Below are 24,190 nucleotides of genomic sequence, written 5' to 3' on the forward strand. Positions count from 1 at the left end.
CGCCCACACGGCCCCGCCGCCCCCGGGCTCCCCGGGGTGCGTGAGGCGGCGGGCCGTGCGCGCGGCTGTCAGGCGCCGCGCGTCAGACGCAGCGTCACGAGCTCGAACGGGCGCAGGCTCAACCGCACGGTGCCGTCCTCGAGTTCGTGCCGCAGCGAGTCGGCGAGCGGGCGCTCCAGCAGGTCCGTCACCGTGACCGTGCCCGCCGTGAAGCCGGGAACGACCCGTGCCCTCGCGCGGCCGCCCGCCGACTCGTAGAGCCGCACCACGACGTCGCCGCTGCCGTCGTCGGCGAGCTTCACGGCGCTGACGACGACCGCGTCGTTGTCGACGCCGACCAGCGGTGCGACCGCGGTGTCCCCCGGGACGCGCCGCTCGGGCAGGTTGACGCGGTAGCCCTCGCGGACGGCGTCGCCGATCGAGGCGCCCGGCACGAGCGCGTGGCGGAAGCGGTGCACGCCCTGGTCCGTCTCCGGGTCGGGGAAGCGCGGCGCGCGCAGCAGGGACACCCGCAGGGTGGTCGTGGTGCCCGAGTCGCCGGCGCGGACGGTGCGGGTCACGTCGTGGCCGTACGTGGAGTCGTTGACGAGCGCGACGCCCCAGCCCGGCTCCTCCATGTGGACGAAGCGGTGGTTGCACGCCTCGAACTTGGCGGCCTCCCAGCTGGTGTTGGTGTGGGTGGCCCGGTGGAAGTGGCCGAACTGGGTCTCCGATGCGTACCGCTCGGCGTGGATGTCGAGCGGGAAGGACGCCTTGAGGAACTTCTCCGTCTCGTGCCAGTCGACCTCGGTGTCGATGTCGAGGCGTTTGGCCCCGGGGGTGAGCGTGAGCACCTGCGTGACCTTCGACGCGCCGAAGCTGCGGACGACGCGCACGGCCGCGGACGACCCGGCGTCGACCGGGGACACGTCGTCGGCGTCGGTCAGGTCCGTGACCGTGTTGCGGTAGAACGCGTCGACGTCCCAGGCGTCCCACATGTTCGGGAAGTCGGGGTGGATCTGGAGCAGGTTGGCCGCCCGGCCGGGCGCGACCGTCTCGCGCTCGGCGGCGATGTCGTACGCGGACACGATCAGGCCGTCGGCGTCGACCTCCACCCGCAGCAGGCCGTTGTCGAGAACGAAACCGCCGCCGTCGCGCCCGGTCAGGTGGGCGCCGCCCGCTTCGGCGGGCACGGCGGCGCCGCCGGCCGCGACACCGTGCCGCTCGTGCGGGGCGGCGTTGAAGACGAGTTCGCGGCCGGCCGCCGGGTCTCCGGCGAGGGCCCGCTGGGCCTCGCCGATGATGCCGTTCAGCTCGTCGGCGACGGCCGCGTAGGTCTTCTCCGCCTCGCGGTGCACCCAGGCGATGGACGAGCCGGGCAGGATGTCGTGGAACTGGTGCAGCAGGACGGTCTTCCAGATGCGGTCCAACTGCTCGTACGGGTAGGCGAATCCGGTCCGCACGGCGGCGGTCGCCGCCCACAGCTCGGCCTCGCGCAACAGGTGCTCGCTGCGCCGGTTGCCCTGCTTGGTCTTGGCCTGGCTCGTCAGGGTGGCGCGGTGCAGCTCCAGGTAGAGCTCGCCGACCCACACCGGCGGAGCGGGATACTCCGCCTCGGCCTTGGCGAAGAACTCCGCGGGGGTCTCCCACGTCACGGTGGCCGACCCTTCGAGGTCGCGCAGCCGGGCCGCCTTGGCGACCATCTCGCGGGTGGTGCCGCCGCCCCCGTCGCCCCAGCCGGTCGGCGCGAGCGAGTGGCGGGCTGCGCCCTTGTCCTTGAAGTTCCTCGCCGCGTGGGCGATCTCGCTGCCCTTCATCGAGCAGTTGTAGGTGTCGACGGGCGGGAAGTGCGTGAAGATGCGCGTGCCGTCGATGCCCTCCCACAGGAAGGTGTGGTGGGGGAACTTGTTGGTCTGCGACCACGAGATCTTCTGGGTGAGCAGCCACTTTGAGCCCGCGGCCTTGATGATCTGGGGCAGCCCGGCCGCGAAGCCGAAGGTGTCCGGCAGCCACGCCTCGTCGTTCTCGATGCCGAACTCGTCGAGGAAGAACCGCTTGCCGTGCACGAACTGCCGTGCCATGGCCTCGGAGCCGGGCATGTTGGTGTCGGACTCGACCCACATGCCGCCGGCCGGCACGAACCGGCCCTCGGAGACCGCCTTCTTGACCTTGGCGTAGACCTCGGGCCGGTGCTCCTTGACCCAGGCGAACTGCTGCGCCTGCGACATGGCGAAGACGAACTCCGGCTCGTCCTCCAGCAGTGCCGTCATGTTGGACGTCGTACGGGCCACCTTGCGGACCGTCTCGCGCAGCGGCCAGAGCCACGCCGAGTCGATGTGGGCGTGGCCCACGGCGCTGATGCGGTGCGCGGAGGGCTCGGCCGGGGTGGCGAGCACCCCGGCGAGCTCGGCGCGGGCGGCCGCGGCGCTGCCGTTCACGTCCTGGAGGTCGACGCGGTCCAGCGCGCGGCCCACGGCGCGCAGGATGTCGTGGCGGCGGGGGCCGTCCGCCGGGAGCTCGTGCATGAGCTCGCCGAGCACCTCCAGGTCGAGCACGAGCTGCCACACCGTCTCGTCGAAGACGGCGAGGTCCATGCGGGCGAGCCGGTACTGCGGTTCGCTGCCGGCGGTCTCCTTGTCGCCGAGCCGCGTCGGGACGAAGGGGTGGTAGTCCAGGATCACGGGGTTGGACGCGGCTTCGACGTGCAGCCGGACCTCTTCGCCGCCGGCGACGGGCGCGCCGATGCGCACCCACTGGTTGCGCGGGTTGAGGCCCTTCACCGGGGTGCCGTCGGGGCGGTAGACCAGACCCTCGCACTGGAAGCCGGGCATGTTCTCGTCGAAGCCCAGGTCGAGGATCGCCTCGACCGTACGGCCGGCCCACTCGGCCGGCACGGTCCCGGTGACGGTGAACCAGCTGGTGCCCCACGGAGCACCCCACCGGTCGCCCACGGCGATCGGCGCGGGTGTCGCGGCGAGTCCTTCGGCGACCGGGACGGGCTCGCCCGGCGCGTTCCACACCGCGACGTCGAGCGGCACGGACGCGGGGTGGACGGCGGGGCGGATGCGTTCGTCGAGGACGCGCCTCAGACGCGCCTCGACGAGGGTGCGGTCGTCATGCATGAGGGGTGCTCCGGGGGTCGGGGGTGATTTACCAGAGGTGGTCGGTCGTCGCGGCGGTGGACACGCTGTACAGCTCCCCCACCGCGCGGAGTTCGAACCGGGCCGCCCGCTCGCCCTGTTCGGGCTTCTGGCCGGGGACGAAGAAGGCCCGCTGGCAGGTGGCGCCGAGGAAGCGCCGCGTCCCGTCGGGCAGGAGGCGGTGCAGGGTGTGGTGGCGCACGGCGCCGGGCGCGGGCCGCCAGGCGAAGCGCAGACCCGCGGCCGAGGCGTCGGTGACGCGCAGGGCCGTGGGGGCGGCGGGCGGGGGCACGGTCCCGGCGGCGCGCACGGCGAGGGCGCCGAGCCGCCAGGACACCCGGCCGCCGCTGCCGGTGAGCCGGACCCCGAGGGCGTGCACGGTCCCGGTCAGGCCCGTGAGCCGTACGGTCCGCGTGGTCCAGCCCGGTCCGGCGGGGCCCACGGGGATGTACGTGTACGGGTGGGGCTCGCCCGGTCCGGCGGGTTCCGCCGTGGCGACGGCCAGCTCGACGGCGACCTCTCCCGCGTCGGCGCGGTGCGTCAGCTCCACGACGGTGTCCGCGGCGAGCGGCAGCCGTGTCGCGTACAGGTCGAGCGTGGCCGGCGCGTCGAGGGCTCCGTCGACGTGGAGGCTGCTGCCGCCGTGCCAGGCGTCGGCGAAGTCGAACCCGACGGCGGGCCGGGTCCCCTCGGTGCGCACGACCCACTGGCGGGACGGCATGCGGTCCTGGAGGCCGAGGTGGTTCCACGGGGTGTCGGAGACCGCCCTGCCCGCCTCGTACCAGCGCAGGCCGTGCCCGGCGTTGAAGACGGTCGCGAACGGCAGGGCGGTGACCGTCGAGCGGTCGGCGACGGCGAGCGCCGGGGCGCGCCAGGTGTCGGAGGTGTCCGGCCGGGACGGGTCGAGCGATCGTCCGCTCCAGAAGCGGTCGTCGGCGGCGTGGAACTGGGCAGGGGTGCGTCCGGCCGGGAGATGGTTGCGGGTCCACTCGGGCCGGTAGAAGCCCAGCGAGACGACGTCGTCCGTGTGCTCGGGGAGGACGGCGTCCCAGTCGACGGACTTGTTCCAGCCGCTTGCCTCCACGTCGACGCCCGCCCACAGCTCGTACCGGCTGCGGCCCGTCCGCTGCGCCAGCTGCCCGGAGGAGGTGAGGTCGGCGCGCGTCCAGTTGAAGTTGAGGAACATGGAGTCGGCGGCCTCGAAGAACGGCCGGTTGCGGTCGTTCAGGGCGTCCTGCCAGTCCACCGACCCGTCCACGGTCATCGAGTCGTACCAGGTGACGCGCAGGCCCTTCGCGGTGCCGAGGCTCTTCAGCTCGGTGAGGAAGCCCCGCATGTCGGTGGCGAGCGCCCGGTCGCCGCCGCCCGTCTCGGCGTTGACGAACCAGCCGTCGAAGCCGTACGCGACGGCCACCGCGACGAGCTGCGCGGCCAGGGGGTAGCGGCCGAAGGCGTCCTTCTGCACCAGGTCGCGGGTCCAGCGGAGCTGACCGCCGTAGGCGACGGGCGGCAGGAACACGTTGCCCAGCACCGGCACGCCGTGGCGGTGGGCCGCGTCCACGACGGGGGCGTTGGGCGCGAGGATCAGGCCCTCGCCCGACGAGCCGCCCCAGAAGACCAGTTCGTCGACGTACGCCCAGTGGGTGGTGGCGTAGTAGTCGGCGGTGGGCGCGCCCTGGGAGGGGTTGGAGGCCGTGGGCGCGAAGGAGACGAGGGACTGGATGCGGGCCTGGCCGGCGCGGGCGGTGCGGTTCACCGGGGTGGGGGTGAACCGGCGCGCGAGCGGGACGGCGGACCTGTTGAAGGGCAGGTCCGTGTCCTGCTCGGCCCGCCAGGACTTCAGGCTGCGCCAGGTGATGCCTTCTCCGGGGCTGCCGGAGGGCAGCGAGTCGGGGTACCAGTAGGAGGCGTACGGCGCGCCGAGCGCCTTCTCCTTCGCGGCGGCGGCCGTGCCCGGCACGAGGGCCGGGGTGAGGGCGGCGGCCGCGGATGCCGCGAGGACGGCTCGTCTGCTCAGGCGGGGGGTCATGACGGTGCTCCGTATCGTGTCGTGGACGGCTTACGGTGCGGTGCGAGGGGGTTGTCCGGCCCTGATCCACCGGACGACCCCCTGGACCGGCTCGGGGGTGACACCGGCCTGTTCGGGCGTGACGACCTCGGTGATGCCGCGGGCGGCGAGATGCGCCCGGTCGCCGGCGCGGCTCGCGAGGACGGTGGTGGGTCGTGCCCCGTCAGCGGTCAGGCGCGCGAACGCCTCGAAGACGGGGCCGCCGGGGGCGCACACCGAGCGCCGGGGCGCGGTGTCCTCGTCGCCCGCGTCGACGACGAGGGCGGTCGTACGGGGGGCGGGGCGGTGCTCGCGTCCGCGCCACGCCTCGGCGATGCGGGCGACGGCCTGTCCGGCCGGTTTCACCTGCCGGTCGTTGGTCAGCAGGCCGAGGCCGTACTCGAGTTCGGGGAAGTCGGCCAGTGAGCGGGAGACGTCGTGGGAACACCACCAGGTCACGCCCCACACGTCCGGGCAGTCCAGTGCGCCCGCGACGGTGGCCTCGGTGAAGGCGGCGGCGTGCTCGGCCGGGATGTGCGGCGCGGGGGCGCCGACCTCCTGGAGCCACACGGGCCTGCGGGCGTCCAGCGCCCATGCCTTGGACAGCTCGATGAGGTAGGCGGCGTGGTGCTCGGTGGCGGTGCCGGTGCGGCCGTGCCGCTGGGCGGTGCCGTTGAAGACCCAGGAGTGCACGGCGGTGACGGGGCCGATGCGGGCCGCGTGGGCGGGGGTGAAGGGCTGGTCGTCCTGGTACCAGGAGGCGTCGTACTCGGCGTGCAGGTGCATCCGGCCCGGCGCGCCCTCCTCGCAGGCCGCGAGCAGCCGCTCCAGCCAGCCGCCGGCCTGCTCGGGGGTGACGCGGTCGGGGTCGGGGTGGGGCGCCGCGGCGAACTGGGCGACCTCGTTGCCGATGGTCATGCCGATGAAGTTGGGCCGGTCGGCGAGGGCCGCGGCGAGGGTGCGCAGGTACGCGGCCTGTCCGGCGACGACATCGGGGTCGGTGAAGATGTTGCGCCGGTGCCAGGTCCGGGTCCATGCAGGGAGGAAGTCGAAGCTGGACAGGTGTCCCTGCAGTCCGTCGACGTTGACGTCCAGGCCGCGTTCGGCCGCGGCGTCGGCGAGTCGGACGAGCTGGTCGACGGCGCGCGGGCGGATGAGGGTGCGGTTGGGCTGGAACAGCGGCCAGAGCGGGAAGACCCTGATGTGGTCGAGGCCGAGGGCGGCGACGGAGTCGAGGTCGGCGCGCACGGCATCGATGTCGAAGTCCAGCCAGTGGTGGAACCAGCCCTCGCTGGGGGTGTAGTTGGCGCCGAAGCGCAGGGGGGCGGTGCTCATGGAGAGGCGGTGTCCCCAATCTCGTCGTGGTGTCGGTCAGCCCTTGACGGCGCCCTCGCCGACGCCGCGGAAGAAGAACCGCTGGAGGCAGGCGAAGAGGACGATCAGCGGCAGCACGGCGATGATCGTGCCCGCCGCGACGAGCCGTTCGTCGTTGGCGAAGGTGCCGTGGAGGTAGTTGAGGCCGATGGTCAGGGTGAAGTTCTCGGGGTCGCTGAGCACGATCAGGGGCCACAGGAAGTCGTCCCAGGCGCCCATGAAGGCGAAGATCGCGACCACGGCGAGGGTGCCCCGGACCGAGGGCAGCGCGATGCGCACGAACCGCTGCCAGACGTTGGCGCCGTCGACGAAGGCGGCGTCCTCCACCTCCTGCGGGAGGTTGAGGAAGGCGTTGCGCATCAGCAGGACGTTCAGCGCCGCGACCGACCCGGGCAGCAGCACACCGAGCAGGGTGTTGTTGAGACCGAGGTCCCGCATGGTGGTGAACTGGGCGATGATGATGCCCTCGACGGGGACGAGCATGGCGAGGACGAAGGCCAGGACGGCGGCGCTGCGTCCGCGGTAGCCGAGCCGGGCGAGCGCGTAGCCGGCGAGGGCGGCGCCGACGCAGTTGGTGAGGACGTTGGCGACGGCGACCTTGAGCGAGTTGAACGCGTAGTCCCACACGGGGATGGTCTCGGCGACGCGCGTGTAGTTGCGATACGTCGGGTCGCTCGGCAGGAACCGCGGCGGTGAGCTGAAGATGTCCTCGTGCGGTCCCTTGAGCGACGTGGACAGCTGCCACAGGAACGGCCCGACGGTCAGCGCGAGCACGGCGAGCAGCAGGACGTAGCGCAGGACGAGCTGGGTGGCGGGGATGCGCTTGCCCTCGGCGTCGGTGATGCCCCGGTTGCTCACGCGTCCTCCTTCCGGTCGGCGCGCAGCACCAGGAGCATGAGCGCGACGGTGACGACGAAGACGACGACGGAGATGGCGGAGGCGTAGCCGACCCGGCCGGACAGGCCCGTGCCGACGCGCTGGACCAGCATGACGAGCGTGGTGTCCTCGCCCGCGGGGCCGCCGCTCGGCCCGGCCATCAGGTAGACCTCGGAGAAGACCTTGAAGGCGGCGACGGCGGAGAGCGCCCCGACGAGGACCATGGTGGAGCGGACGGTCGGCACGGTGACGGAGAAGAAGCGGCGTACGGGTCCGGCTCCGTCGACAGCCGCGGCCTCGTGCAGCTCGCGCGGTACGTCTGCCAGCGCCGCCAGATAAATGATCATGTAGTAGCCGAGGCCCTTCCAGACCGTGACGGCCATCGCGCTCAGCAGCAGGAGCCACTGGTCGCTGAGGAAGCCGATCCGGCCGACGCCCACCGCCTCCAGCACCGCGTTCACCAGGCCGCGGTCGTCCAGCATCCACACCCAGATGAGGCCGACCACGACGATGGAGGCGACGACCGGGGTGTAGAAGGCGGAGCGGAAGAAGGTGATGCCGGGGATGTGGCGCCGCACGAGCATCGCCAGGAGCAGCGGCAGGATCACCAGCGCGGGCACGACACCGAGGACGTAGAGGGTGCTGTTGCGCAGGCCGATCCAGAACATCTCGTCGCCGAGCAGTTCGCGGAAGTTCGCGAGTCCGACGAACTGGCCGGGGACGAGGGTGCGCCGGTCGGTGAACGCGTTGACCAGGGTGCTGAGGAACGGGTACAGGACGAACGCGCCGACGACGAGCAGGCCGGGCGCCGCGAACAGCCAGGGGCTGGAGGGCAGATGGCGGCGGACGGCGCCGCCGGGCCGGCGCTCCGGGGAGCCGGAGCTCCCGGGCGCCGGGCCGGACGCGGCTGGGTCGGACGAGATCGCCTCGGAGGCGGTGGAGGTCTTCATGGCGATGTCGGTCAGCTCGGCCGCTCAGCTCTGCTTCAGCAGTCGGTCACACGTCTTGACAGCGTTGTCAAGCGCTTCCTCGGGGCTCTGCTTCCCTTGCAGGGCACGGGCGACCGCGTTGCGCAGCTCGGTCTTCATCTGCTCGCTGAACAGCACCGGCGTGTAGTTGACCGCGGTCTTCAGGGACTTGGCGGCCGCGATCCGCACCCGGGTCTCGTCGGTTCCGTCCTCCTTGGTGAAGTAGGGGTCGTCCAGGGAGCCGGCGGTGCTCGGGAAGATGGCGACCTGCCGCGCGAACTCCATCTGGCGGGTCGCGTCGGTCACGAAGTGGGCGAAGGCGACGGCCGCGGGCTTCTGCTCGGTCCGGGCGTTGACCATCACACCCATCACGTACATGTTCACCTTGCCGGTGCTGGTGATCTGGTCCGTGATGCCGATGTTCTCGTAGAGGCTCGGGGCCTCCTTCTTGAACTTGCCGAGGTCGAGCGCGCTGCCCGGGTTCATGGCGACGGACTCGGTGAGGAACTTGTGGCCGGAGGACTCGGGCGTCGCGGTCAGCGCCTGGGCGTCCAGAGCTCCCGCGTCGAACAACTCCTTGTAGCGGGTGAGCAGTTCGACACCCTTGGCGTCGTTGAACGCGAAGCCGGTGCCCTCCTCGTTCATCAGGGGCACGCCGTAGCGGCCGAAGTCCTCGATGGTGGGCACGTTCGCGAGGGTGGCGACCTCGCCCTTGCTCTTCTCGGCCATCTTCAGGCCGTAGTCGAAGACCTCGTCGTAGGTGGTCGGCGGCTTCTCCGGGTCGAGCCCCGCCTCCTTCAGCAGGCGCTTGTTGTAGAAGAGCGGACCGGTGTTGAGGTACCAGGGGAAGGCGTACGTACCCTCGACGCCCGGTACCTCGTGGGCCTGCCAGGCACCCGGCAGGTACTCCTTCTTGTACTGCGGCGCCGCCTTGTCGAGGTCCAGCGCGAGGCCCGCCTCGGCGAGGGGCGCGACGAGGTCGGGAGAGACGTTGACGACGTCGGGCAGGGTGCCGCCGGCGGCGTCGGCGCTGATCTTGTCGGCATATCCCTCGGCCGGCCGGTCGACCCATTTGACCTCGGTGCCCGGGTTCTGCTTCTCGAACTCGGCGATGAGGCCGTTGAAGTAGTCCTTGAAGTTGGCCTGGAGGTTCCAGGTCTGGAAGGTGATCTCGCCTTCGACCTTGCCCTCGATCCTGCCCGAGCCGTCGGCCGCGCCCGAACCGGAACCGCCGCCACAGGCGCTCAGCGGCAGGACGACGGCGATGACGGCGGCAGCGGCGAAGGCCCTGCGGTTGATGCGCACGGAACGGCTCCTTTGCTCGGCACAGAGGCGTGGCGGGACACGGCGGCCGGCTCGGTCAGGCGGCCGGCTGCGCACGCCCAGCAGACCTTGCACGGGGCCTGGGGAGAAAGTCAACACATTCGTCGCGCACATTCGGTGCTGGTGGACATCTCAGCAGGTCAGAGCCGTAGTCGATATTCCTTGGCGAGATCGACTAATGCGCTTTAGGACCTTGGTACTCAAGCGCTTTAGTGATCCATCGGCGACTGTTGTCGTCCGGCCCGGGGCAAGCCATAGGATGCCCGTGTACCGGCCTGCTCGCGCCGGGCACGCAGACTTGGGAAAGGGGTCCGGGTGACTGCCGACACCCCGTCCGTCAGGGACACTTCGCAGCCGCGGCGCACTCCCGCCCGGCGGCCCACGATGAAGGACATCGCTCAGCGGGCCGGCGTCTCGGAGAGCGCCGTGTCCTTCGCGCTCAACGACCGCCCGGGCGTCTCGGAGATCACCCGTGACCGCGTCCGCCGCGTCGCCGCGCAGCTCGGCTGGCGCCCCAGCACCGCCGCCCGCGCGCTGTCGGGGGAAGGCGCGGCGACCGTCGGTCTGGTCGTGGCCCGTCCCGCGACCACACTGGGCGTGGACTCGTTCTTCCTGCAGCTGATCTCCGGCATCCAGGAGGTCCTGGCAGAGCGTCAGCTGGGCCTGCTCTTCCAGATGGTGGACGACGTGGCCGCCGAGTGCGCGGTCCACCGCCGCTGGTGGGCCGAGCACCGGGTCGACGGTGTGCTGGTGGTCGACCCCCGGACGGACGACCCGCGGCCGGCCCTCCTCGACGAGCTGGGGCTGCCGGGCGTGGTCATCGGGGGTCTGCCCGACCGGCACCCCAACCTCTCGGAGGTGCGGGCCGACGACAGCGGCGCCATGGCGCACGTGGTCGGCCGGCTGCACGAGCTCGGCCACCACCGCATCGTGCACATCGCCGGGCTGCCCTCGCTGGCCCACACCGACCGGCGCATCCGTTCGCTGCGCGACGAGGCGGAGCGGCGCGGACTGACGGAGGTGCGGTCGGTGACGACGGACTACTCCGACACGGAAGGCGCCGCCGTCACCCGGCGCGTCCTGTCGTCGGAGGCCGCGCCCACGGCGCTGGTCTACGACAACGACGTGATGGCCGCGGCCGGCGCCGCCGTCGTCGCGGGCCTGGGCCTGGCCGTGCCCGCGGACGTGTCGATCGTGTCGTGGGAGGACTCCGTGCTCTGCCGCATGGTGCACCCCTACCTCACCGCGCTCTCCCGGGATCCGGTCGTCTTCGGGCGGATCGCGGCCCAGGAGCTCACGGCGCTGCTCGACGGCGGCACGGCCCGCTCGGTGCAGGTGCCGCTGCCGGAGCTGATCGAACGGGAGAGCACGGCACCGGTCCACGGCTGACGCCCACGACCCCCGCCCGGACGCCGCAGGTCGGCGCATCCCGTGGGCACAGGGGATCCGCCCCGCGGCATCAATTAGGGCGTCCGGGTCCATACTGGCTGATAAGAGAGCCAGAATGGGTACGCGATAGTCATGGCCACTTACAGTCAAACGGCTCAGGACGCCGCCACGCTGCTCGCCGCGGGCGAGGGAGCACCGGCGGTCATCGTCTTCCTCCTCGTCGTGCTCGGCCTGCTGGTCCTGCTGGTGTGGATCGTCTGGCAGGTAGGCGCCAGAAGGCGGCGCGACACACCTCCGGCACGGGAGGAGCAACCTGTTCCGCCCGAGCACCAGAGCCACTACGAGAGCCGTCTCGAGCCGGACGAGGTGGACCCCGCCGAGGGCCACCAGGCGCCTGGCCGCCTGACGCCGCACGAACTGCACGGTTACGGGAACATGCCGTCCCGGCTCGCCCCCGAGAAGGAGCCGCCCCGCGACTCCGACGAGAGCGGCGGGGCCTTCGGCAGCGGCGGCCACGGCGGCTGACCCCGATGCCGCCCCGTCCGTTCCTGCTCCCCGCCGCCGCCGCGGCGGGGGTGCTCTTGCTGAGCGGGTGCGCGTCGGTCACCGAGCGCGAGAGCGCCGCCTCACGAGCCGTCGAACGGTTCGAGGCGGCGCTCCGCTCGGGACAGACCGAGCGCGCCTGCGCCGTTCTCGCCCCCGGAACCGTGGAGGAGCTCGAGGACTCCGCGAAGACGTCGTGTGCCGCCGCGCTGAGTGACGCGGAGGTGCCCGCCGGCGGCGCGGTCGAACGCGTCGACGTCTACGGCCGTCAGGCCCGGGTCGTTCTGCGGCACGACACGCTCTTCCTGTCCACCTTCCGCGACGGCTGGCGGATCACGGCGGCCGGCTGCGAACCGAGGACGGGCGGCCTGCCCTACACCTGCGAAGTGAAGGGGGAATGAGCGGATGACCCGGTTCCTGTTCGTCCTCTGCCTCGCCGTGGTGGGGCTGGGGCTCGCGTACTTCATCGCGTTGGGGGTGCTGCACCGTTGAGCGGCCAGCAGCCCGCCCCGCGCGGCCCCTTCCTCAAGACCCTGCAGCAGAACGGTCTGACCCTGATCTTCGGCACGGCGTTCCTGCTCACGCTCGTGGGTCAGGCGTTCGCGGGACACGCCAAGTTCAACAGCGAACTCACCGCTGAGCACCTCTACCCGATCGGGTTCGGACAGTACGTCACCTCGTCGCGGTTCGCGGTGGACGTCACGGAGAACTGGCAGTCGGAGTACCTGCAGTTCTTCCTCTTCATCTTCCTCACCGTCTGGCTCCTGCAGCTGGGGTCGCCGGAGTCCAAACAGCTCCACAAGGCGGGCACCGAATCGGACCGGGAACAGCGGATGGGCGCCTTCGCGCGGCCCGACTCGCCGCGTTCGGCCTTCACCGGGGGGCTGCGCCAGGCGCTGTACTCGCGCTCTCTCGGCCTCGTCATGGGCGCGATCTTCCTTGCCTCGTGGACCGCTCAGTCGATCGCGGGCATGGTCGCCCTGAACGAGGAGCATCTGCGCGGGCTGCAGGCGCCGATGAGCTGGGGCCAGTACGTCCTGTCGGCCGACTTCTGGGACCGCACGCTGCAGAACTGGCAGTCGGAGCTGCTGGCGGTGGCGTCGATGGTGATCCTGTCGGTCTATCTCCGCCAGCGGGGTTCACCGGAGTCGAAGCCGGTGGGCTCCTCCCACGAGGCGACGGGCGTCGAGGGCTGACGCCGACGGGCCCGGGAGCGTACGGGACGGGCCCGGAGTACGGCCGCGGGCTCAGTCCTTCGGGTCGCCGGTTGAGGGGTCCGTGCCGCGTTGGCCGGCCGCGAGCCGCCGTGACCACCGGCAGACCAGCAGGCTCAGCCCGCTCAGGGTGAGCACCCATGTCGCGGCGAACGCCCAGATCAGGGCGGTCGACGAGGACGACGCGGCCATCACCAGCAGGACCGCCGTCAGGGCACCGGCCAGGCCGGTGCCGAGAGCGAGCAGACGCTCCCGGAGCAGGCCGGCGGCTTCGGTCAACGACCGTCCCGGGCGCATCGTCGCGAGGCGACGGTCGAGCAGCACGTCAGTGCGCAGGTGCTCTTCCATCCCGGCCAGTATCGCGCGTTCCCTCTGCGACAGTCCGGCTCCGTCCATGGCCCGCGCCTCCCATACGCAGTCAGGCGGTTGTCCCGGGGGATCAGTCCTCGCCCCGGACGATGACCGGGTCGGCACCGCTGTCGCCCCGCTCCGTTTCGTCGCCGTGCCGGACGACGGCGGGCAGACAGGTCCGCACCCGTTCATGCTCGGGGATGTCGCTGCTCAACGGTTCGGTGTCGGCGTGGGGATCCACTGCTGACACCTCCTCTGGTCCCTCGGTACCGGCGGCGGCGCCGGAACGGTGTTGTCGTTCTCGTGAGCTGCGGGTACCCGCGATGCGGCACGTCAGTCCCGGCGGCCGAGCGAAAAGCCGCAGGGGCGATGCTTCGGTCGCGGAGGGCGGGGCACTCGCACGGCATGCCGAACGACGCCCCCACCCCTCCCGTGACCTCGCCTCCGCGCACCACCGAATCGCACTGGCTCCGCACCACGGACAGCACCTCGTATCCGCCGCTGACCCGTAACACGACGGTCGACACCGTCGTGGTCGGCGGAGGGATCGCAGGGCTGAGCACCGCCTGGGAACTGACCCGGGCCGGACGCTCGGTCGCCGTCCTGGAGGCGGACCGCATCGCATCCGGGGTCACGGGCTTCACGACCGCGAAGCTCACCGCCCAGCACGGGCTGCGTTACGACCGGCTGCGCCGCACGCGCGGCACGGAGGGCGCGCAGCTGTACGCGCGCTCGCAGCAGGCGGCGGTCGAGCGCGTGGCCGAGATCTGCGCCGAACTGGGCATCGAGTGCGAGCTGGAGCGCGTGCCCGCGTACGCCTACTCCCGCGACACCGCGCAGCGCCCGGCGCTGCGCGCCGAGGCCGAGGCCGCGCGTGCGGCCGGCCTGGACGCCTCGTACGTCGAGTCGACGGGGCTGCCGTTCACTCCGGCGTGCGCCGTGCGGATCGACGGCCAGGCGCAGTTCCACCCGCGCAAGTACCTTCTCGCGCTGGCCGCGGACCTCACGGCGTACGGCAACGCCATCCATGAGCGCACCCGCGTGACCGGGCTGCGCGAGGGCACACCGTGCCAGGTCACCACGGAGAACGGATACACCGTCACGGCCCGCGACGTCGTGGTGGCGACCCACTTCCCCGTCTTCGACCGGGCGCTGCTGTTCACCCGGATGTCGCCGCGCCGGGAACTGGTCGTCGCGGGTCCTCTGCCGGCCGACCGTGATCCGGACGGCATGTACATCTGCGAAGAGGGAACAAAGCGGTCGGTGCGCACCGCGCCGCTCGACGACGGCAGCCGGCTGCTCATCGTGACCGGTGAGTCCTTCACGCCGGGCGCCGCCGACGTGGGCGAGCGGTTCCGCCGTCTGGACGACTGGATGCACACCCATTTCCCGGTGACCGAGACGCGCTACCGCTGGGCCGCGCAGGACAACGACCCGAGCGACTCGGTCCCGCTCGTCGGCGCCTTCCACCCGGGCGCCCGGCACACCTTCGTGGCGACCGGCTTCGGCGGGTGGGGCATGAGCAGCGGTGTCATGGCGGGACGGCTGATCACCGACCTGATCTGTGCCGTCACTCCGCCCTGGACGCGGCTGTACGACCCCCGCCGGCTGTGGAGCACCCTGCGCGAGGCGCCGACGATGCTCTCCCAGCAGGCCGAGGTCGCCCAGCACTTCGTCGGCGACCGGCTGCGCACGACCCACGTGGACTCGGCGGACGACATCCCGCCCGGCACGGGAGCGGTCGTGCGTCTTGCCGGGCGGCGCAGCGCCGTGTACCGCGACGACGAGGGCGTGTGCCACGCCGTGTCGGCCCGCTGCACCCATCTGGGCTGTCTGGTGTCGTTCAACGCCGCGGAACGCACCTGGGAGTGCCCCTGCCACGGCTCCCGGTTCGGCGTCGACGGATCGGTGCTCCAGGGGCCGGCCGTACGCCCGCTCGAACAGCACGACGTCACCGGCGCCGACGACGCCGACGGCCGGGACGCGCCGGGCACGCCAGGCGCGGACGAGCCCTGAGCCGAACGCACGGGAAGCGCGTCGCCCGTCGCGCTCGGCGAGCGCGACGGCGCGATCCGCCACAGGCTGGAAGAGCCGCCGCCGGGCGGCCCGCGGTGCCGCGGACGCGACACGGAAAGGTGCCAGGCGTGGATCCGAGCAGGCCACAGGGGAGCGAGGAGACGGCCGGTGCGACGGACACCCACAGCTCCGTCCTCACCCTCCATGTCAACGGCGTCGCGTACACGATCGCCCTCGATAACCGCACGATGCTGCTGGACGCGCTGCGCGAGCGGTTGGACGTGACCGGGCCGAAGAAGGGCTGCGACCACGGCCAGTGCGGGGCGTGCACGGTGCTGGTGGACGGCCGCCGGATGCTCCCGTGTCTGCTGCCCGCGGTGGCATTCGACGGAGCGCGGATCACCACGGCCGAGGGGCTGGCCGACGGTGGGCGGCTGCATCCGCTCCAGGAGGCGTTCGTGGCGCGCGACGCCCTGCAGTGCGGATACTGCACACCGGGCCAGATCTGCTCCGCGGCCGGCATGCTGGCCGAGGCCGCGGAAGGTCATCCGTCCCAGGTCACGGCTGGTGACCACGCGGGCGGCGCCGTGGTGCTCACGCGCGAGGAGATCCGTGAGCGGATGAGCGGCAATCTGTGCCGCTGCGGTGCCTACGCCAACATCGTGGCCGCCGTCGAGGACGTGGTCGCGGAGGCGAAGCCGTGAAGCCGTTCGCGTATGTCCGCGCCACGAGCCCCGAGGAAGCCGTCGAGGCGTACGCCGCCCGTCCCGGCGCCCAGTACCTCGCCGGCGGCACCAACCTCGTCGACCTGATGAAGCTCGGCGTCACGGCTCCCGAGGTGCTGGTGGACGTCCGGCGGCTGCCGCTGGACACGGTGGACGACACGCCCGGCGGAGGTCTGCTGATCGGCGCCACCGTCCGCAACAGCGACCTCGCCGCCCACCGCGCCGTGCGCTCCCGCTATCCGGCCCTGTCGCAGGCCCTGCTCGCCGGTGCGTCGGGTCAGTTGCGCAACGCCGCGACGACCGGCGGCAATCTGCTGCAGCGCACCCGGTGCACGTACTTCCAGGACGTGTCCAAGCCCTGCAACAAGCGGGTGCCGGGGACGGGGTGCCCGGCGCGGGAGGGGGTGCACCGCGATCTGGCCGTCATCGGACACTCGCAGCACTGTGTCGCCACGAACCCCTCCGACATGGCCGTCGCCCTCGCCGCGTTCGACGCATCGGTCCGGCTGCGCGGCACGGGCGGCGAACGCGCCGTCCCCGTCACGGACTTCCACCGCCTGCCCGGCGACCGGCCCGAACGGGACACCGTGATCGAGGACGGCGAACTGATCACCGGGGTGGAGCTGCCGCCCCCGCCCGCGGGTGCCCGCTCCGTGTACCGCAAGGTGCGCGACCGGGCCTCGTACGCCTTCGCGCTGGTCTCCGTGGCGGCGGTCCTCGCCGTCGACGACGGCCGGATCCGGCATGCGGCGCTCGCCTTCGGCGGGCTCGCCCACCGGCCGTGGCGGGCCTGGACGGCCGAGGAACGGCTGCTGGGCGCGCCGGCCACGGCGGCGTCGTTCGAGCAGGCGGTGGAGGCGGAGCTGGACGCGGCCGAGCCGCTGCGCGACAACGCGTTCAAGGTACGGCTCGCCGGCGACGTCGCCGTCGACGTGCTGTCGGGTCTCGTGCGGTCACAGGAGGCGTCATGAAGCTGTCCGCCCGCGCCCTCGGCGCGGACACCGCCCGTCTGGAGGCCCGCGACAAGGTCACCGGACGGGCACGCTACGCGGCCGAGGCCCGTCCGGCGGGAAGGGCGCACGCGTGGCCCGTGGCCGCCGGTGTGCCCCGCGGCCGCGTCGCGGCGGTCGACGCCGGCGCCGCACTCGCGCTCCCCGGCGTCCTCGCCGTCCTCACCCACGAGAACGCGCCGCGGCTCGTGCCCTCCGACGACCGGACGCTCTCCCTGCTCCAGGACGCACGCGTCCCGCACCGCGGCTGGTACGTGGCCCTCGTCGTGGCGGACACGCTGGAGAACGCCCGCGCGGGCGCCGCCGCCGTGCACATCACGTACGCGACCGAGGACCACGACGTACGGCTCGCCCGCGACCGTCCGGACCTGTACACGCCCGACGAGGTCAACGGGGGCTACCCGGGCACGCGTGAACGCGGCGACGCCGACGGCGCGTTCGCCGCGGCCGCGGTGCGGGTGGATGCCGAGTACACGCTGACCGCGCTCCACAACCATCCGATGGAGCCGCACGCGTCGACCGCCGAATGGCGCGACGGCAGGCTGATCGTGCACGACTCCAGCCAGGGCGCCGGCACCGTACGGGACGTCCTGGCGGGGATGTTCGGGGTGGACCGGCACGACATCACGGTGGTCTCCGAGCACGTGGGCGGCGGATTCGGCTCCAAGGGCACGCCACGGCCCCAGGTGGTGCTCGCCGCGATGGCCGCGCGCCACACGGGACGCCCGGTCACCCTCGCCCTCCCCAGGCGGCAGTTGGCGGCCGTCGTCGGGCACCGCGCGCCCACGCTGCACCGGGTGCGGATCGGAGCCGGGCCCGACGGGGTGATCACCTCGCTGGACCACGACGTGGTCACGCACACCTCGCGGGTGCGGGAATTCGTGGAGCAGGCCGCGGTGCCCGCCCGCGTCATGTACACCTCCCCCAACAGCCGTACGGTGCACCGGGTCGCCGCCCTCGACGTGCCCACGCCCTCCTGGATGCGGGCGCCGGGAGAGGCGTCCGGGATGTACGCGCTGGAGTCCGCGATGGACGAGCTCGCGGAGGCGGCCGGGATCGATCCGGTGGAGCTGCGGGTGCGCAACGAGCCGGACAGGGAGCCCGACAGCGGCCGTCCGTTCAGCAGCCGCGGTCTCGTCGCCTGCCTGCGCGAGGGGGCGCGCCGCTTCGGCTGGCACGACCGGGATCCGCGGCCAGGGGTGCGGCGGGAGGGCGATCTGCTGCTGGGCACGGGCGTCGCCTCGAGCACCTACCCCTTCTACATCGCTCCCTCGCGCGCCACCGCGCACGCGGCCGCCGACGGCACGTACCGGATCGCCGTCAACGCGACGGACATCGGCACCGGTGCGCGGACCGTGCTGGCGCAGATCGCGGCCGACGTGCTGGACGCGCCGCTCGACGCGGTGCGGATCGACATCGGCAGCAGCGAACTGCCGGCGGCGATGCTGGCGGGCGGCTCGGCGGGTACGGCGTCGTGGGGATGGGCGGTGCACAAGGCCGCTTCGGAGCTCGCGGCGCGGCTGACCGGGCTGCCGGGCGGTGTGCCGGCCGAGGGCCTGACGGTCGCCGCCGACACGAAGGCGGAGACGGCCGAGGAAACGCCGTACGCGCGGCACGCGTTCGGGGCCGTGTTCGCCGAGGTCCAGGCCGACGCGGTGACCGGCGAGGTGCGGACACGGCGGCTGCTGGGTGTGTTCGCGGCCGGTCGTATCCTCAACCCCCTGACCGCGCGCTCGCAGTTCATCGGCGGCATGACGATGGGCCTTGGCATGGCACTGACCGAGGGCAGCACCATGGACGAACGCTTCGGCGACTTCGCCGAGTGCGACCTCGCCACCTACCACGTACCGGTCTGCGCCGATGTGCCGGCGGTCGAGGCCCACTGGATCGAGGAGGACGACCCGCATCTCAACCCCATGGGGAGCAAGGGCATCGGGGAGATCGGCATCGTCGGCACGGCGGCGGCGATCGGCAACGCGGTCCACCATGCCGTCGGCGCCCGGCTGCGGGAGCCGCCCCTCACCCCGGACAAGGTCCTGGCACATCTGCACCGGACGCCGGTGGCGCCGGGTCCAGGCCGGTGACACGGGCCGCGCCGCGGAACACCTCGACGAGCATGGGCAGGGTGACGCGTCCGGTGAACACGTTGCGCCTGCTGGGGTGGTAGCAGCCGAAGAGGTGGAGCTCGCGGGCCCCGTCCCCGCCCGGCAGCGTCACATGGGCGCCGTGCCCGAACAGGGGGCGCGGGCGCGGCACCCGGTATCCGGCGGCGGCGAGAACGGGCAGCACCGCCTGCCAGCCGAAGGCGCCGAGCACGACGACGCCGCGCAGCCCGGTCAGCAGCCCGAGTTCCGCTGCGAGCCACGGGCGGCAGGTGTCCCGTTCCTCCGGGGTGGGCCGGTTCTGCGGCGGCGCGCAGTGGACGGGAGCGGTGACCCGCACACCCCGCAGGCGGAGGCCGTCACCGCGGTGGGTGGAGGTGGGCTACGAGGCGAGTCCGGCCGCGTGCAGCGCGGCGAACAGGACGTCTCCGGAGTCGTCCCCGGTGAACATCCGGCCGGTGCGGTTGCCGCCGTGGGCGGCCGGGGCGAGGCCGACGACGGCGAGGACCGCGTCGTCGGGCCCGAACCCCGGGACGGGCCGCCCCCAGTAGTCCCACTCCCGGAACGCGGCCCGCCGCTCCGCGGCGACGCCCTCCCGCCAGGCGACGAGACGCGGGCAGGCCCGGCACCGTGCGACCTGCGCGTCCAGCTCACCGAGACCGGAGCAGTGCGAGGCTGCACGCGCCGGGAAGCCGGGTTCACCGGCGTCGGCGTCCCCCTGCGCGAACCGCTCGTGCCGGGCAGTCACCGGGCGCCCCGGGCCGGCTGCGAGGGCGTGTCCGACGGCTCGGACCAGCGGGCGGCGAGGAGCAGGGCGATGTCGTCGGGACGGTCGGCGTTCCGTCGTGCCTCGTTGATCAGGCGGTCCGCCGTGTCGGCGAGCGGGGACGAGCCCACGTCCGACAGGGTCTGGCGCAGGCTCTCGATGCCCTGGTCGATGTCGTTCCCCGGCTGCTCGACGAGACCGTCGGTGAACAGGGCGAGGAGGGCGCCGGGCGCGAGCCGCAGGTCCGTGACCGGGTACACGACGTCGGCGTCGACCCCGAGGACCACGCCGCCGGACAGCTCGAGCACCTCGGTGCGGCCGTCGGGGTGGCGCAGCAGGGGCTGCAGATGGCCGGCCCGGACCGCCCGTGCGCTGCCCGTGGCCGGGTCGAGGACGATGTAGCAGCAGCTGGCGAACTGGCCGGGGTCGAGGTCGATGAGCAACCGGTTGGTGCCGCTCATCACTTCCTCGGGGCTGTGGCCGCTGACGGCCAGGGCCCGTACGGCGCTGCGGAGCTGGCCCATCGTGGCGGCGGCGGAGACACCGTGCCCCTGGACGTCGCCGATGACGATGGCGAGTCCCCCGCCCGTCTCCACGACGTCGTACCAGTCGCCGCCGACGTCCATGCCCTGCGTGCAGGGGAGGTAGCGGCCGACGGTGTCGACGTGGTCGACCACCGGCAGTCGGCGAGGCAGCAGCCCGTCCTGGAGCCCGCGGGCGAGTGCGGCCTCGGAGTCGTAGCGCCGGGCGCGCTGGAGGGCCTGGGCGATGAGTCCGGCGAGGGCGGTGAGGACGGTGCGCTCCTCCGGGCCGAAGCCCCGCGGCTGGTCGAAGCCGAGGATGCAGGTGCCCACCGGCCGGCCGGAGGCGATCAGCGGCAGGAAGGCGCGGGCCCCGACGTGGGCGTCGAGGGGGATGCCCGGATAGGCGGCGGCCAGGTGCTGCATGGATTCGAAGAACAGGGGGCGGCCCGAGGTCAGGGTCTCGACACCGGGGAGCTTGGCGTCGAGGCCGACGCCTTCGAACCGGTTGAGGAAGCCGCGGGGGAAACCGGTCTCCCAGGCGAGGTGGAGATGACGGTTGCTCAGCAGGTAGATGGCGAGCTGCCGGCCGCCGAAGGCCGGCAGCAGTTCCTCGGTGACGACGGCGGACACCTGACGGGCCGTGACCGCCTCGGTGAGTGCGATGGCGAGCGCGACGGGACGGTAGAGGGCGACGGCCCGGTCGGCCGGCGGTCCCAGTCCGGTGCCGGGGGTGGCGACGGATTCCGGCGTGTAGGCGGGGTGTTCGCCCTGGCTGAGGGTCGCGGTCAGCCCGTCGGCCCCGGGGAAGAGGGAGACCGAGAGCCAGTCCCCGCCCCGGTTGACGACGAAGTGCACCGGATCGCTGGACAGCAGAGCTGCCCGGTAGTGGTCCTCGTAGGCGGCCTGCCCGAACCAGGGCACCGCCTCCCACAGCACGCGGCCCACGAGTTCGGTGCGCGGCAGGGCCAGCAGGGTCTCGGCCCGGTGGTTGAGGTAGGTGATGCGGCCGAGGCGGTCGACGTTGCACACGCCGTACGGGAGCCGGTCCGCGGCCTCGGCGACGACGGGTCCGGCGCCCAGGTCGATGAGGAAGCCGGTCAGGTGGGTGCCCGGCGGGCCGTCCCGCAGGCGTCCGCGCCGGCCGGTGATCTCCAGCAGATGCGGTCGTCCGTCCGATCCCTGGAGCCGCATCCGGCGGTTCACCGGCCGGTCGGACGCAGCCGCCTGCCGGGCCAGCGCCCACAGTCCGTACGCGTCCTCCGGCTCGACCCGCGCGGCCAGCGCCTTCACGGTGACCGGCAGCCGGTCGGGTGTGGTGCCCAGGATGGCGCACCAGCCCTCGTCGCCCGTGACCGTCCCGGCCTCGAGGTCCCAGTCGAACGAGCCGATGCGTACCGGCGGCGCGGTGACGGAGGGCAGGGTGACCGCCATCGGCTCGTCGTCCCACTCGATGCGCGGTCCGCCCGCCTCGATGGCGGCCAGCGTGGCGGCGAGGTTCGCGCCGATCTCGTGGAGGCGGCGGCGGTCGCCCTCGTCGACCGGGAGGCCGGGTGTGGCGGGCCGGAGCACCGCGAGGACCCCGAACGTCTCCCCCTCGTGGGTGATGGGCACGTACAGCGAGGCGAAGGGGAAGGGCAGACCGGCCATGAGCTGCGGGTAGCGGCGCATGGCCTCCTCCGCGTCGTAGAGGTAGACGGGCCGGCCCGAACGATAGACGTCGGAGTGCGGGAAGGGCCGGTTCACGTGCATCCGGCTCCAGTGCTGGAACAGCTTCGCGGGCAGTCCGGCGATCACGGCCAGACGCAGCAGCTCGGGTGCCCCGGAACGCATGTAGAGACCGCCGGCGAAGCCGCCGACGGCCTCGATGGCGCTCACCTCCGCCTGGGCCAGCACCATGGACAGCTCCCCCGGCGCCGGGCCGCCCCCGTCCGCCGCCGCGGGTTCCGCTCCGGCCCGGGCGGACGGGTGGCGCCTGCCCGCACCGTTCCAGGTCACCCTGCCAGGATGCTCCCCGGCGGCAGTGGTCCGCATCTTCGGACCGTCGCGGTCGCAGGCCTGCGGCCGCCCGCGAGGCGGCCATGGGGTCCGGCGGCTGAGCTAGATTTGAGCCCGTTCCGGACGACAAGGAGGCACACGGTGCCATCAGGGCAGCAGGCACGTGCGCAGGCGGCGGCAATCACCCCCGGCCGGCAGTCGCCGGTGCCCGAGGTCGCGCCCGCGGACAGGGTCCGGGCCCTGTTCGGAAGCCACCGGCTGTCGCCGGGACAGCGCCGTATCGCCCAGTACATGATCGACCATCTGACCGAGGCCGCGTTCCTGTCGATCACGGACCTGGCCGAGCGGGTGGGCGTCAGCCAGCCGTCGGTGACCCGGTTCGCGACCTCCCTCGGCTACAGCGGCTTCCCCGCCCTGCGAGAGGCGCTGCAGCCGATCGCGCTGAGGGCCGTCGCCGGCGCGCAGGAGACGCGCGAACAGATCCGCCGCAACGAACTCCAGGCGGCCGTCGACGCGGAGATCGCGAACCTGGAGAGCCTGCGCCGGGTGTTCGCCGACACCAACCGGGTCCTGGACGTCGGCCGGGAGCTGGCCCGCTCGATGCCGCTGACGGTGCTGGGCCTGCGGATCTCGGTGTCGCTCGCCGAGTACTTCGCGTACGCGGCACGCCGTATCCACCCCGATGTGCGGCTGGTGACCCGTGGCGGCAGCGTCGCCTACGACGCGCTGCTCCAGTCGCGCGAGGCGGGCGGGACGTGGGTACTGGCGTACGCGATGCCGCGGCACGCCAACGAGACGCTCGCGGCGCTGCGGGCCGCGCGCAGCACGGGACTTCGCGTCGCGCTGATCACGGACCTGACGCTCGGGCCGCTCGTGGACGAGGCCGATGTGTCGCTGACGGCGGGGACCGGCTCGCGGCTCGTCTTCGACTCGTACTCGGCTCCGGGCGTCCTGTCCGCCGCCGTGCTGCAGGCGATGGCGGACGCGGACCCGGAGCGCACGCAGGCCCGTCTCGAGGGGTACGAGCAGGTCGCCGAGCAGCACGACTTCTTCCTCGAGGACTGACGGTCCGCGGCGGGCGACTTTCGTGTGTGACCTGGGTGTTTCCGGGACATTTTCATGCCCGGGGTTGCATGAAATTTTTCATACCCTTGCTTACTCGACGGTATATATATTTACTGCTCATGGCAGCGGGTCCTCGGGACCACGAGCACGCCCCTGCCCCACGACCGAACATCCAGAGCCGGTGCTCCCTCCTCGCACCGGCTCCGGTGTTCAATCCGGGCACCCGCCGTACCGCGGATGCCCCTGGCGGTCCCGGTCAACCCCTGGGCCGGGACCGCCACAAGCCTCTCGATCAGAGCCCGTCGGCATGACCCGGAAGCGACGACGATGTCCCAGACCCTCACCACGCTCGGACCGGACTGGCCCTGTCAGGTCAAGGCCCCCGGAACGCGCGACTGGGAGCGCACGGCCGCCCGCTGGCTCCGCGACCTGCTGCCGGCCCGCTACGCGGCGTACTCGCCGCTCACCCGCCATACCGTCCTGCTCGCCCGCCACGCCCGGCTCCAGTTGCAGCACGAGGCGCGCACCGTGCGCGTGGCGCTCCAGACGGCCCGCGCCGAGCTGCCGACCCTCGGCGTCGCGGAAGCGGTCATCGAGAACAGCATCCGGATGTACGCGGTCGAACTGGACCAGCTGAACCGGCTGGCGCGCGGCGTCCGGCTCGTCACCGACGCGCTGCTCGCCGAGGGCGCGCCCCCCGCGCCGCGCCGGCGCACCCCCGCGCAGCGCGTGTCGTAACCGCGCCCGCCTCCGGACACCCGGGCCGAGGACGCCTTCCGCCGC

19 protein-coding genes and 1 pseudogene are annotated in these 24,190 nt (G+C 72.7%); 10 read left to right on the plus strand and 10 right to left on the minus strand.

Going from position 1 to position 24,190, the window contains the following annotated elements; genetic code table 11:
- Positions 1-68: 68 nt before the first annotated feature.
- The 6 genes from AB0K02_RS11705 to AB0K02_RS11730 are packed head-to-tail and all read right to left on the minus strand — an operon-like array spanning position 69 to position 9,689.
- Positions 69-3,101 carry a glycoside hydrolase family 38 C-terminal domain-containing protein gene (locus AB0K02_RS11705; RefSeq protein WP_365992200.1) on the minus strand — a complete coding sequence of 1,011 codons (3,033 nt, stop codon included), beginning with the start codon at positions 3,099-3,101 and terminating at the stop codon, positions 69-71.
- Between the two features lie 28 nt (positions 3,102-3,129).
- Positions 3,130-5,148 (minus strand): endo-beta-N-acetylglucosaminidase, encoded by a 2,019-nt coding sequence (locus AB0K02_RS11710; RefSeq protein ID WP_365992201.1) that lies wholly within the window; start codon positions 5,146-5,148, stop codon positions 3,130-3,132.
- Positions 5,149-5,178: 30 nt separating this feature from the next.
- A complete protein-coding gene (locus AB0K02_RS11715) occupies positions 5,179-6,501 on the minus strand; it encodes a glycosyl hydrolase (protein WP_365992202.1) in 1,323 nt (440 codons plus the stop codon).
- 36 nt (positions 6,502-6,537) lie between these two features.
- Complete coding sequence (locus tag AB0K02_RS11720) at positions 6,538-7,398, minus strand: carbohydrate ABC transporter permease (protein WP_365992203.1); 861 nt, start codon at positions 7,396-7,398, stop codon at positions 6,538-6,540.
- On the minus strand, positions 7,395-8,366 hold the full coding sequence (locus AB0K02_RS11725) for a sugar ABC transporter permease (RefSeq protein WP_365992204.1): 972 nt from the start codon (positions 8,364-8,366) through the stop codon (positions 7,395-7,397). The genes AB0K02_RS11720 and AB0K02_RS11725 overlap by 4 nt, the downstream gene beginning before the upstream one ends.
- Positions 8,367-8,390: 24 nt before the next feature.
- Positions 8,391-9,689: a sugar ABC transporter substrate-binding protein gene (locus AB0K02_RS11730; protein WP_365992205.1), complete on the minus strand. Its 1,299-nt coding sequence runs from the start codon at positions 9,687-9,689 to the stop codon at positions 8,391-8,393.
- 402 nt (positions 9,690-10,091) lie between these two features.
- Here AB0K02_RS11730 and AB0K02_RS11735 point away from each other — a divergent pair, with 402 nt between their 5' ends.
- The 4 genes from AB0K02_RS11735 to AB0K02_RS11750 all read left to right on the plus strand — a co-directional run bounded on the left by AB0K02_RS11735 (position 10,092) and on the right by AB0K02_RS11750 (position 12,835).
- Positions 10,092-11,096 (plus strand): LacI family DNA-binding transcriptional regulator, encoded by a 1,005-nt coding sequence (locus AB0K02_RS11735; protein ID WP_365992403.1) that lies wholly within the window; start codon positions 10,092-10,094, stop codon positions 11,094-11,096.
- Between the two features lie 132 nt (positions 11,097-11,228).
- A complete protein-coding gene (locus AB0K02_RS11740; RefSeq protein WP_365992206.1) occupies positions 11,229-11,621 on the plus strand; it encodes a DUF6479 family protein in 393 nt (130 codons plus the stop codon).
- Positions 11,622-11,626: 5 nt separating this feature from the next.
- Positions 11,627-12,040 (plus strand): hypothetical protein, encoded by a 414-nt coding sequence (locus tag AB0K02_RS11745; protein ID WP_365992207.1) that lies wholly within the window; start codon positions 11,627-11,629, stop codon positions 12,038-12,040.
- An 87-nt stretch (positions 12,041-12,127) separates the two neighbouring features.
- Positions 12,128-12,835, plus strand: a complete 708-nt coding sequence (locus tag AB0K02_RS11750; RefSeq protein ID WP_365992208.1) for a DUF6766 family protein — start codon at positions 12,128-12,130, stop codon at positions 12,833-12,835.
- A gap of 51 nt (positions 12,836-12,886) precedes the next feature.
- Here AB0K02_RS11750 and AB0K02_RS11755 read toward each other — a convergent pair whose 3' ends face one another.
- On the minus strand, positions 12,887-13,249 hold the full coding sequence (locus AB0K02_RS11755; protein WP_365992209.1) for a hypothetical protein: 363 nt from the start codon (positions 13,247-13,249) through the stop codon (positions 12,887-12,889).
- 43 nt (positions 13,250-13,292) lie between these two features.
- On the minus strand, positions 13,293-13,445 hold the full coding sequence (locus AB0K02_RS11760; RefSeq protein WP_365992210.1) for a hypothetical protein: 153 nt from the start codon (positions 13,443-13,445) through the stop codon (positions 13,293-13,295).
- A gap of 164 nt (positions 13,446-13,609) precedes the next feature.
- Here AB0K02_RS11760 and AB0K02_RS11765 point away from each other — a divergent pair, with 164 nt between their 5' ends.
- From AB0K02_RS11765 to AB0K02_RS11780, 4 genes are all read left to right on the plus strand, one after another.
- Positions 13,610-15,220 (plus strand): FAD-dependent oxidoreductase, encoded by a 1,611-nt coding sequence (locus AB0K02_RS11765; RefSeq protein WP_365992211.1) that lies wholly within the window; start codon positions 13,610-13,612, stop codon positions 15,218-15,220.
- A gap of 128 nt (positions 15,221-15,348) precedes the next feature.
- A complete protein-coding gene (locus tag AB0K02_RS11770; protein ID WP_365992212.1) occupies positions 15,349-15,924 on the plus strand; it encodes a 2Fe-2S iron-sulfur cluster-binding protein in 576 nt (191 codons plus the stop codon).
- The gene (locus tag AB0K02_RS11775; RefSeq protein ID WP_365992213.1) at positions 15,921-16,916 is read left to right on the plus strand and encodes a xanthine dehydrogenase family protein subunit M; all 996 of its coding nucleotides are present in this window, start codon (positions 15,921-15,923) and stop codon (positions 16,914-16,916) included. The genes AB0K02_RS11770 and AB0K02_RS11775 overlap by 4 nt, the downstream gene beginning before the upstream one ends.
- The gene (locus AB0K02_RS11780; protein ID WP_365992214.1) at positions 16,913-19,039 is read left to right on the plus strand and encodes a xanthine dehydrogenase family protein molybdopterin-binding subunit; all 2,127 of its coding nucleotides are present in this window, start codon (positions 16,913-16,915) and stop codon (positions 19,037-19,039) included. Before AB0K02_RS11775 ends, AB0K02_RS11780 begins: the two co-directional genes overlap by 4 nt.
- Here the strand turns inward: AB0K02_RS11780 and AB0K02_RS11785 are convergent.
- Together AB0K02_RS11785 and AB0K02_RS11790 are read right to left on the minus strand one after the other, a co-directional pair.
- Positions 18,975-19,706: pseudogene (locus tag AB0K02_RS11785) on the minus strand (uracil-DNA glycosylase). The gene AB0K02_RS11780 and the pseudogene AB0K02_RS11785 sit on opposite strands and share 65 nt — an antisense overlap.
- 95 nt (positions 19,707-19,801) lie before the next feature.
- Positions 19,802-22,378: a SpoIIE family protein phosphatase gene (locus tag AB0K02_RS11790; RefSeq protein WP_365992215.1), complete on the minus strand. Its 2,577-nt coding sequence runs from the start codon at positions 22,376-22,378 to the stop codon at positions 19,802-19,804.
- A gap of 105 nt (positions 22,379-22,483) precedes the next feature.
- Between AB0K02_RS11790 and AB0K02_RS11795 the strand changes: the two genes are divergently transcribed.
- Positions 22,484-23,407: a MurR/RpiR family transcriptional regulator gene (locus tag AB0K02_RS11795; protein ID WP_365992216.1), complete on the plus strand. Its 924-nt coding sequence runs from the start codon at positions 22,484-22,486 to the stop codon at positions 23,405-23,407.
- Between the two features lie 327 nt (positions 23,408-23,734).
- Positions 23,735-24,145 carry a hypothetical protein gene (locus AB0K02_RS11800; RefSeq protein WP_365992217.1) on the plus strand — a complete coding sequence of 137 codons (411 nt, stop codon included), beginning with the start codon at positions 23,735-23,737 and terminating at the stop codon, positions 24,143-24,145.
- The last annotated feature ends 45 nt before the right edge of the window (positions 24,146-24,190 follow it).

This window comes from Streptomyces sp. NPDC049597 (assembly GCF_040675505.1).
Lineage (GTDB): Bacteria > Actinomycetota > Actinomycetes > Streptomycetales > Streptomycetaceae > Streptomyces.

Coding starts and splice junctions, on each gene's coding strand:
- AB0K02_RS11715 (WP_365992202.1), bottom strand. CDS start 6,501: ATGAGCACCGCCCCCCTGCGCTTCGGCGCCAACTACACCCCCAGCGAG.
- AB0K02_RS11745 (WP_365992207.1), top strand. CDS start 11,627: ATGCCGCCCCGTCCGTTCCTGCTCCCCGCCGCCGCCGCGGCGGGGGTG.
- AB0K02_RS11790 (WP_365992215.1), bottom strand. CDS start 22,378: ATGCGGACCACTGCCGCCGGGGAGCATCCTGGCAGGGTGACCTGGAAC.
- AB0K02_RS11710 (WP_365992201.1), bottom strand. CDS start 5,148: ATGACCCCCCGCCTGAGCAGACGAGCCGTCCTCGCGGCATCCGCGGCC.
- AB0K02_RS11800 (WP_365992217.1), top strand. CDS start 23,735: ATGTCCCAGACCCTCACCACGCTCGGACCGGACTGGCCCTGTCAGGTC.
- AB0K02_RS11725 (WP_365992204.1), bottom strand. CDS start 8,366: ATGAAGACCTCCACCGCCTCCGAGGCGATCTCGTCCGACCCAGCCGCG.
- AB0K02_RS11735 (WP_365992403.1), top strand. CDS start 10,092: ATGAAGGACATCGCTCAGCGGGCCGGCGTCTCGGAGAGCGCCGTGTCC.
- AB0K02_RS11780 (WP_365992214.1), top strand. CDS start 16,913: ATGAAGCTGTCCGCCCGCGCCCTCGGCGCGGACACCGCCCGTCTGGAG.
- AB0K02_RS11740 (WP_365992206.1), top strand. CDS start 11,229: ATGGCCACTTACAGTCAAACGGCTCAGGACGCCGCCACGCTGCTCGCC.
- AB0K02_RS11705 (WP_365992200.1), bottom strand. CDS start 3,101: ATGCATGACGACCGCACCCTCGTCGAGGCGCGTCTGAGGCGCGTCCTC.
- AB0K02_RS11755 (WP_365992209.1), bottom strand. CDS start 13,249: ATGGACGGAGCCGGACTGTCGCAGAGGGAACGCGCGATACTGGCCGGG.
- AB0K02_RS11765 (WP_365992211.1), top strand. CDS start 13,610: ATGCCGAACGACGCCCCCACCCCTCCCGTGACCTCGCCTCCGCGCACC.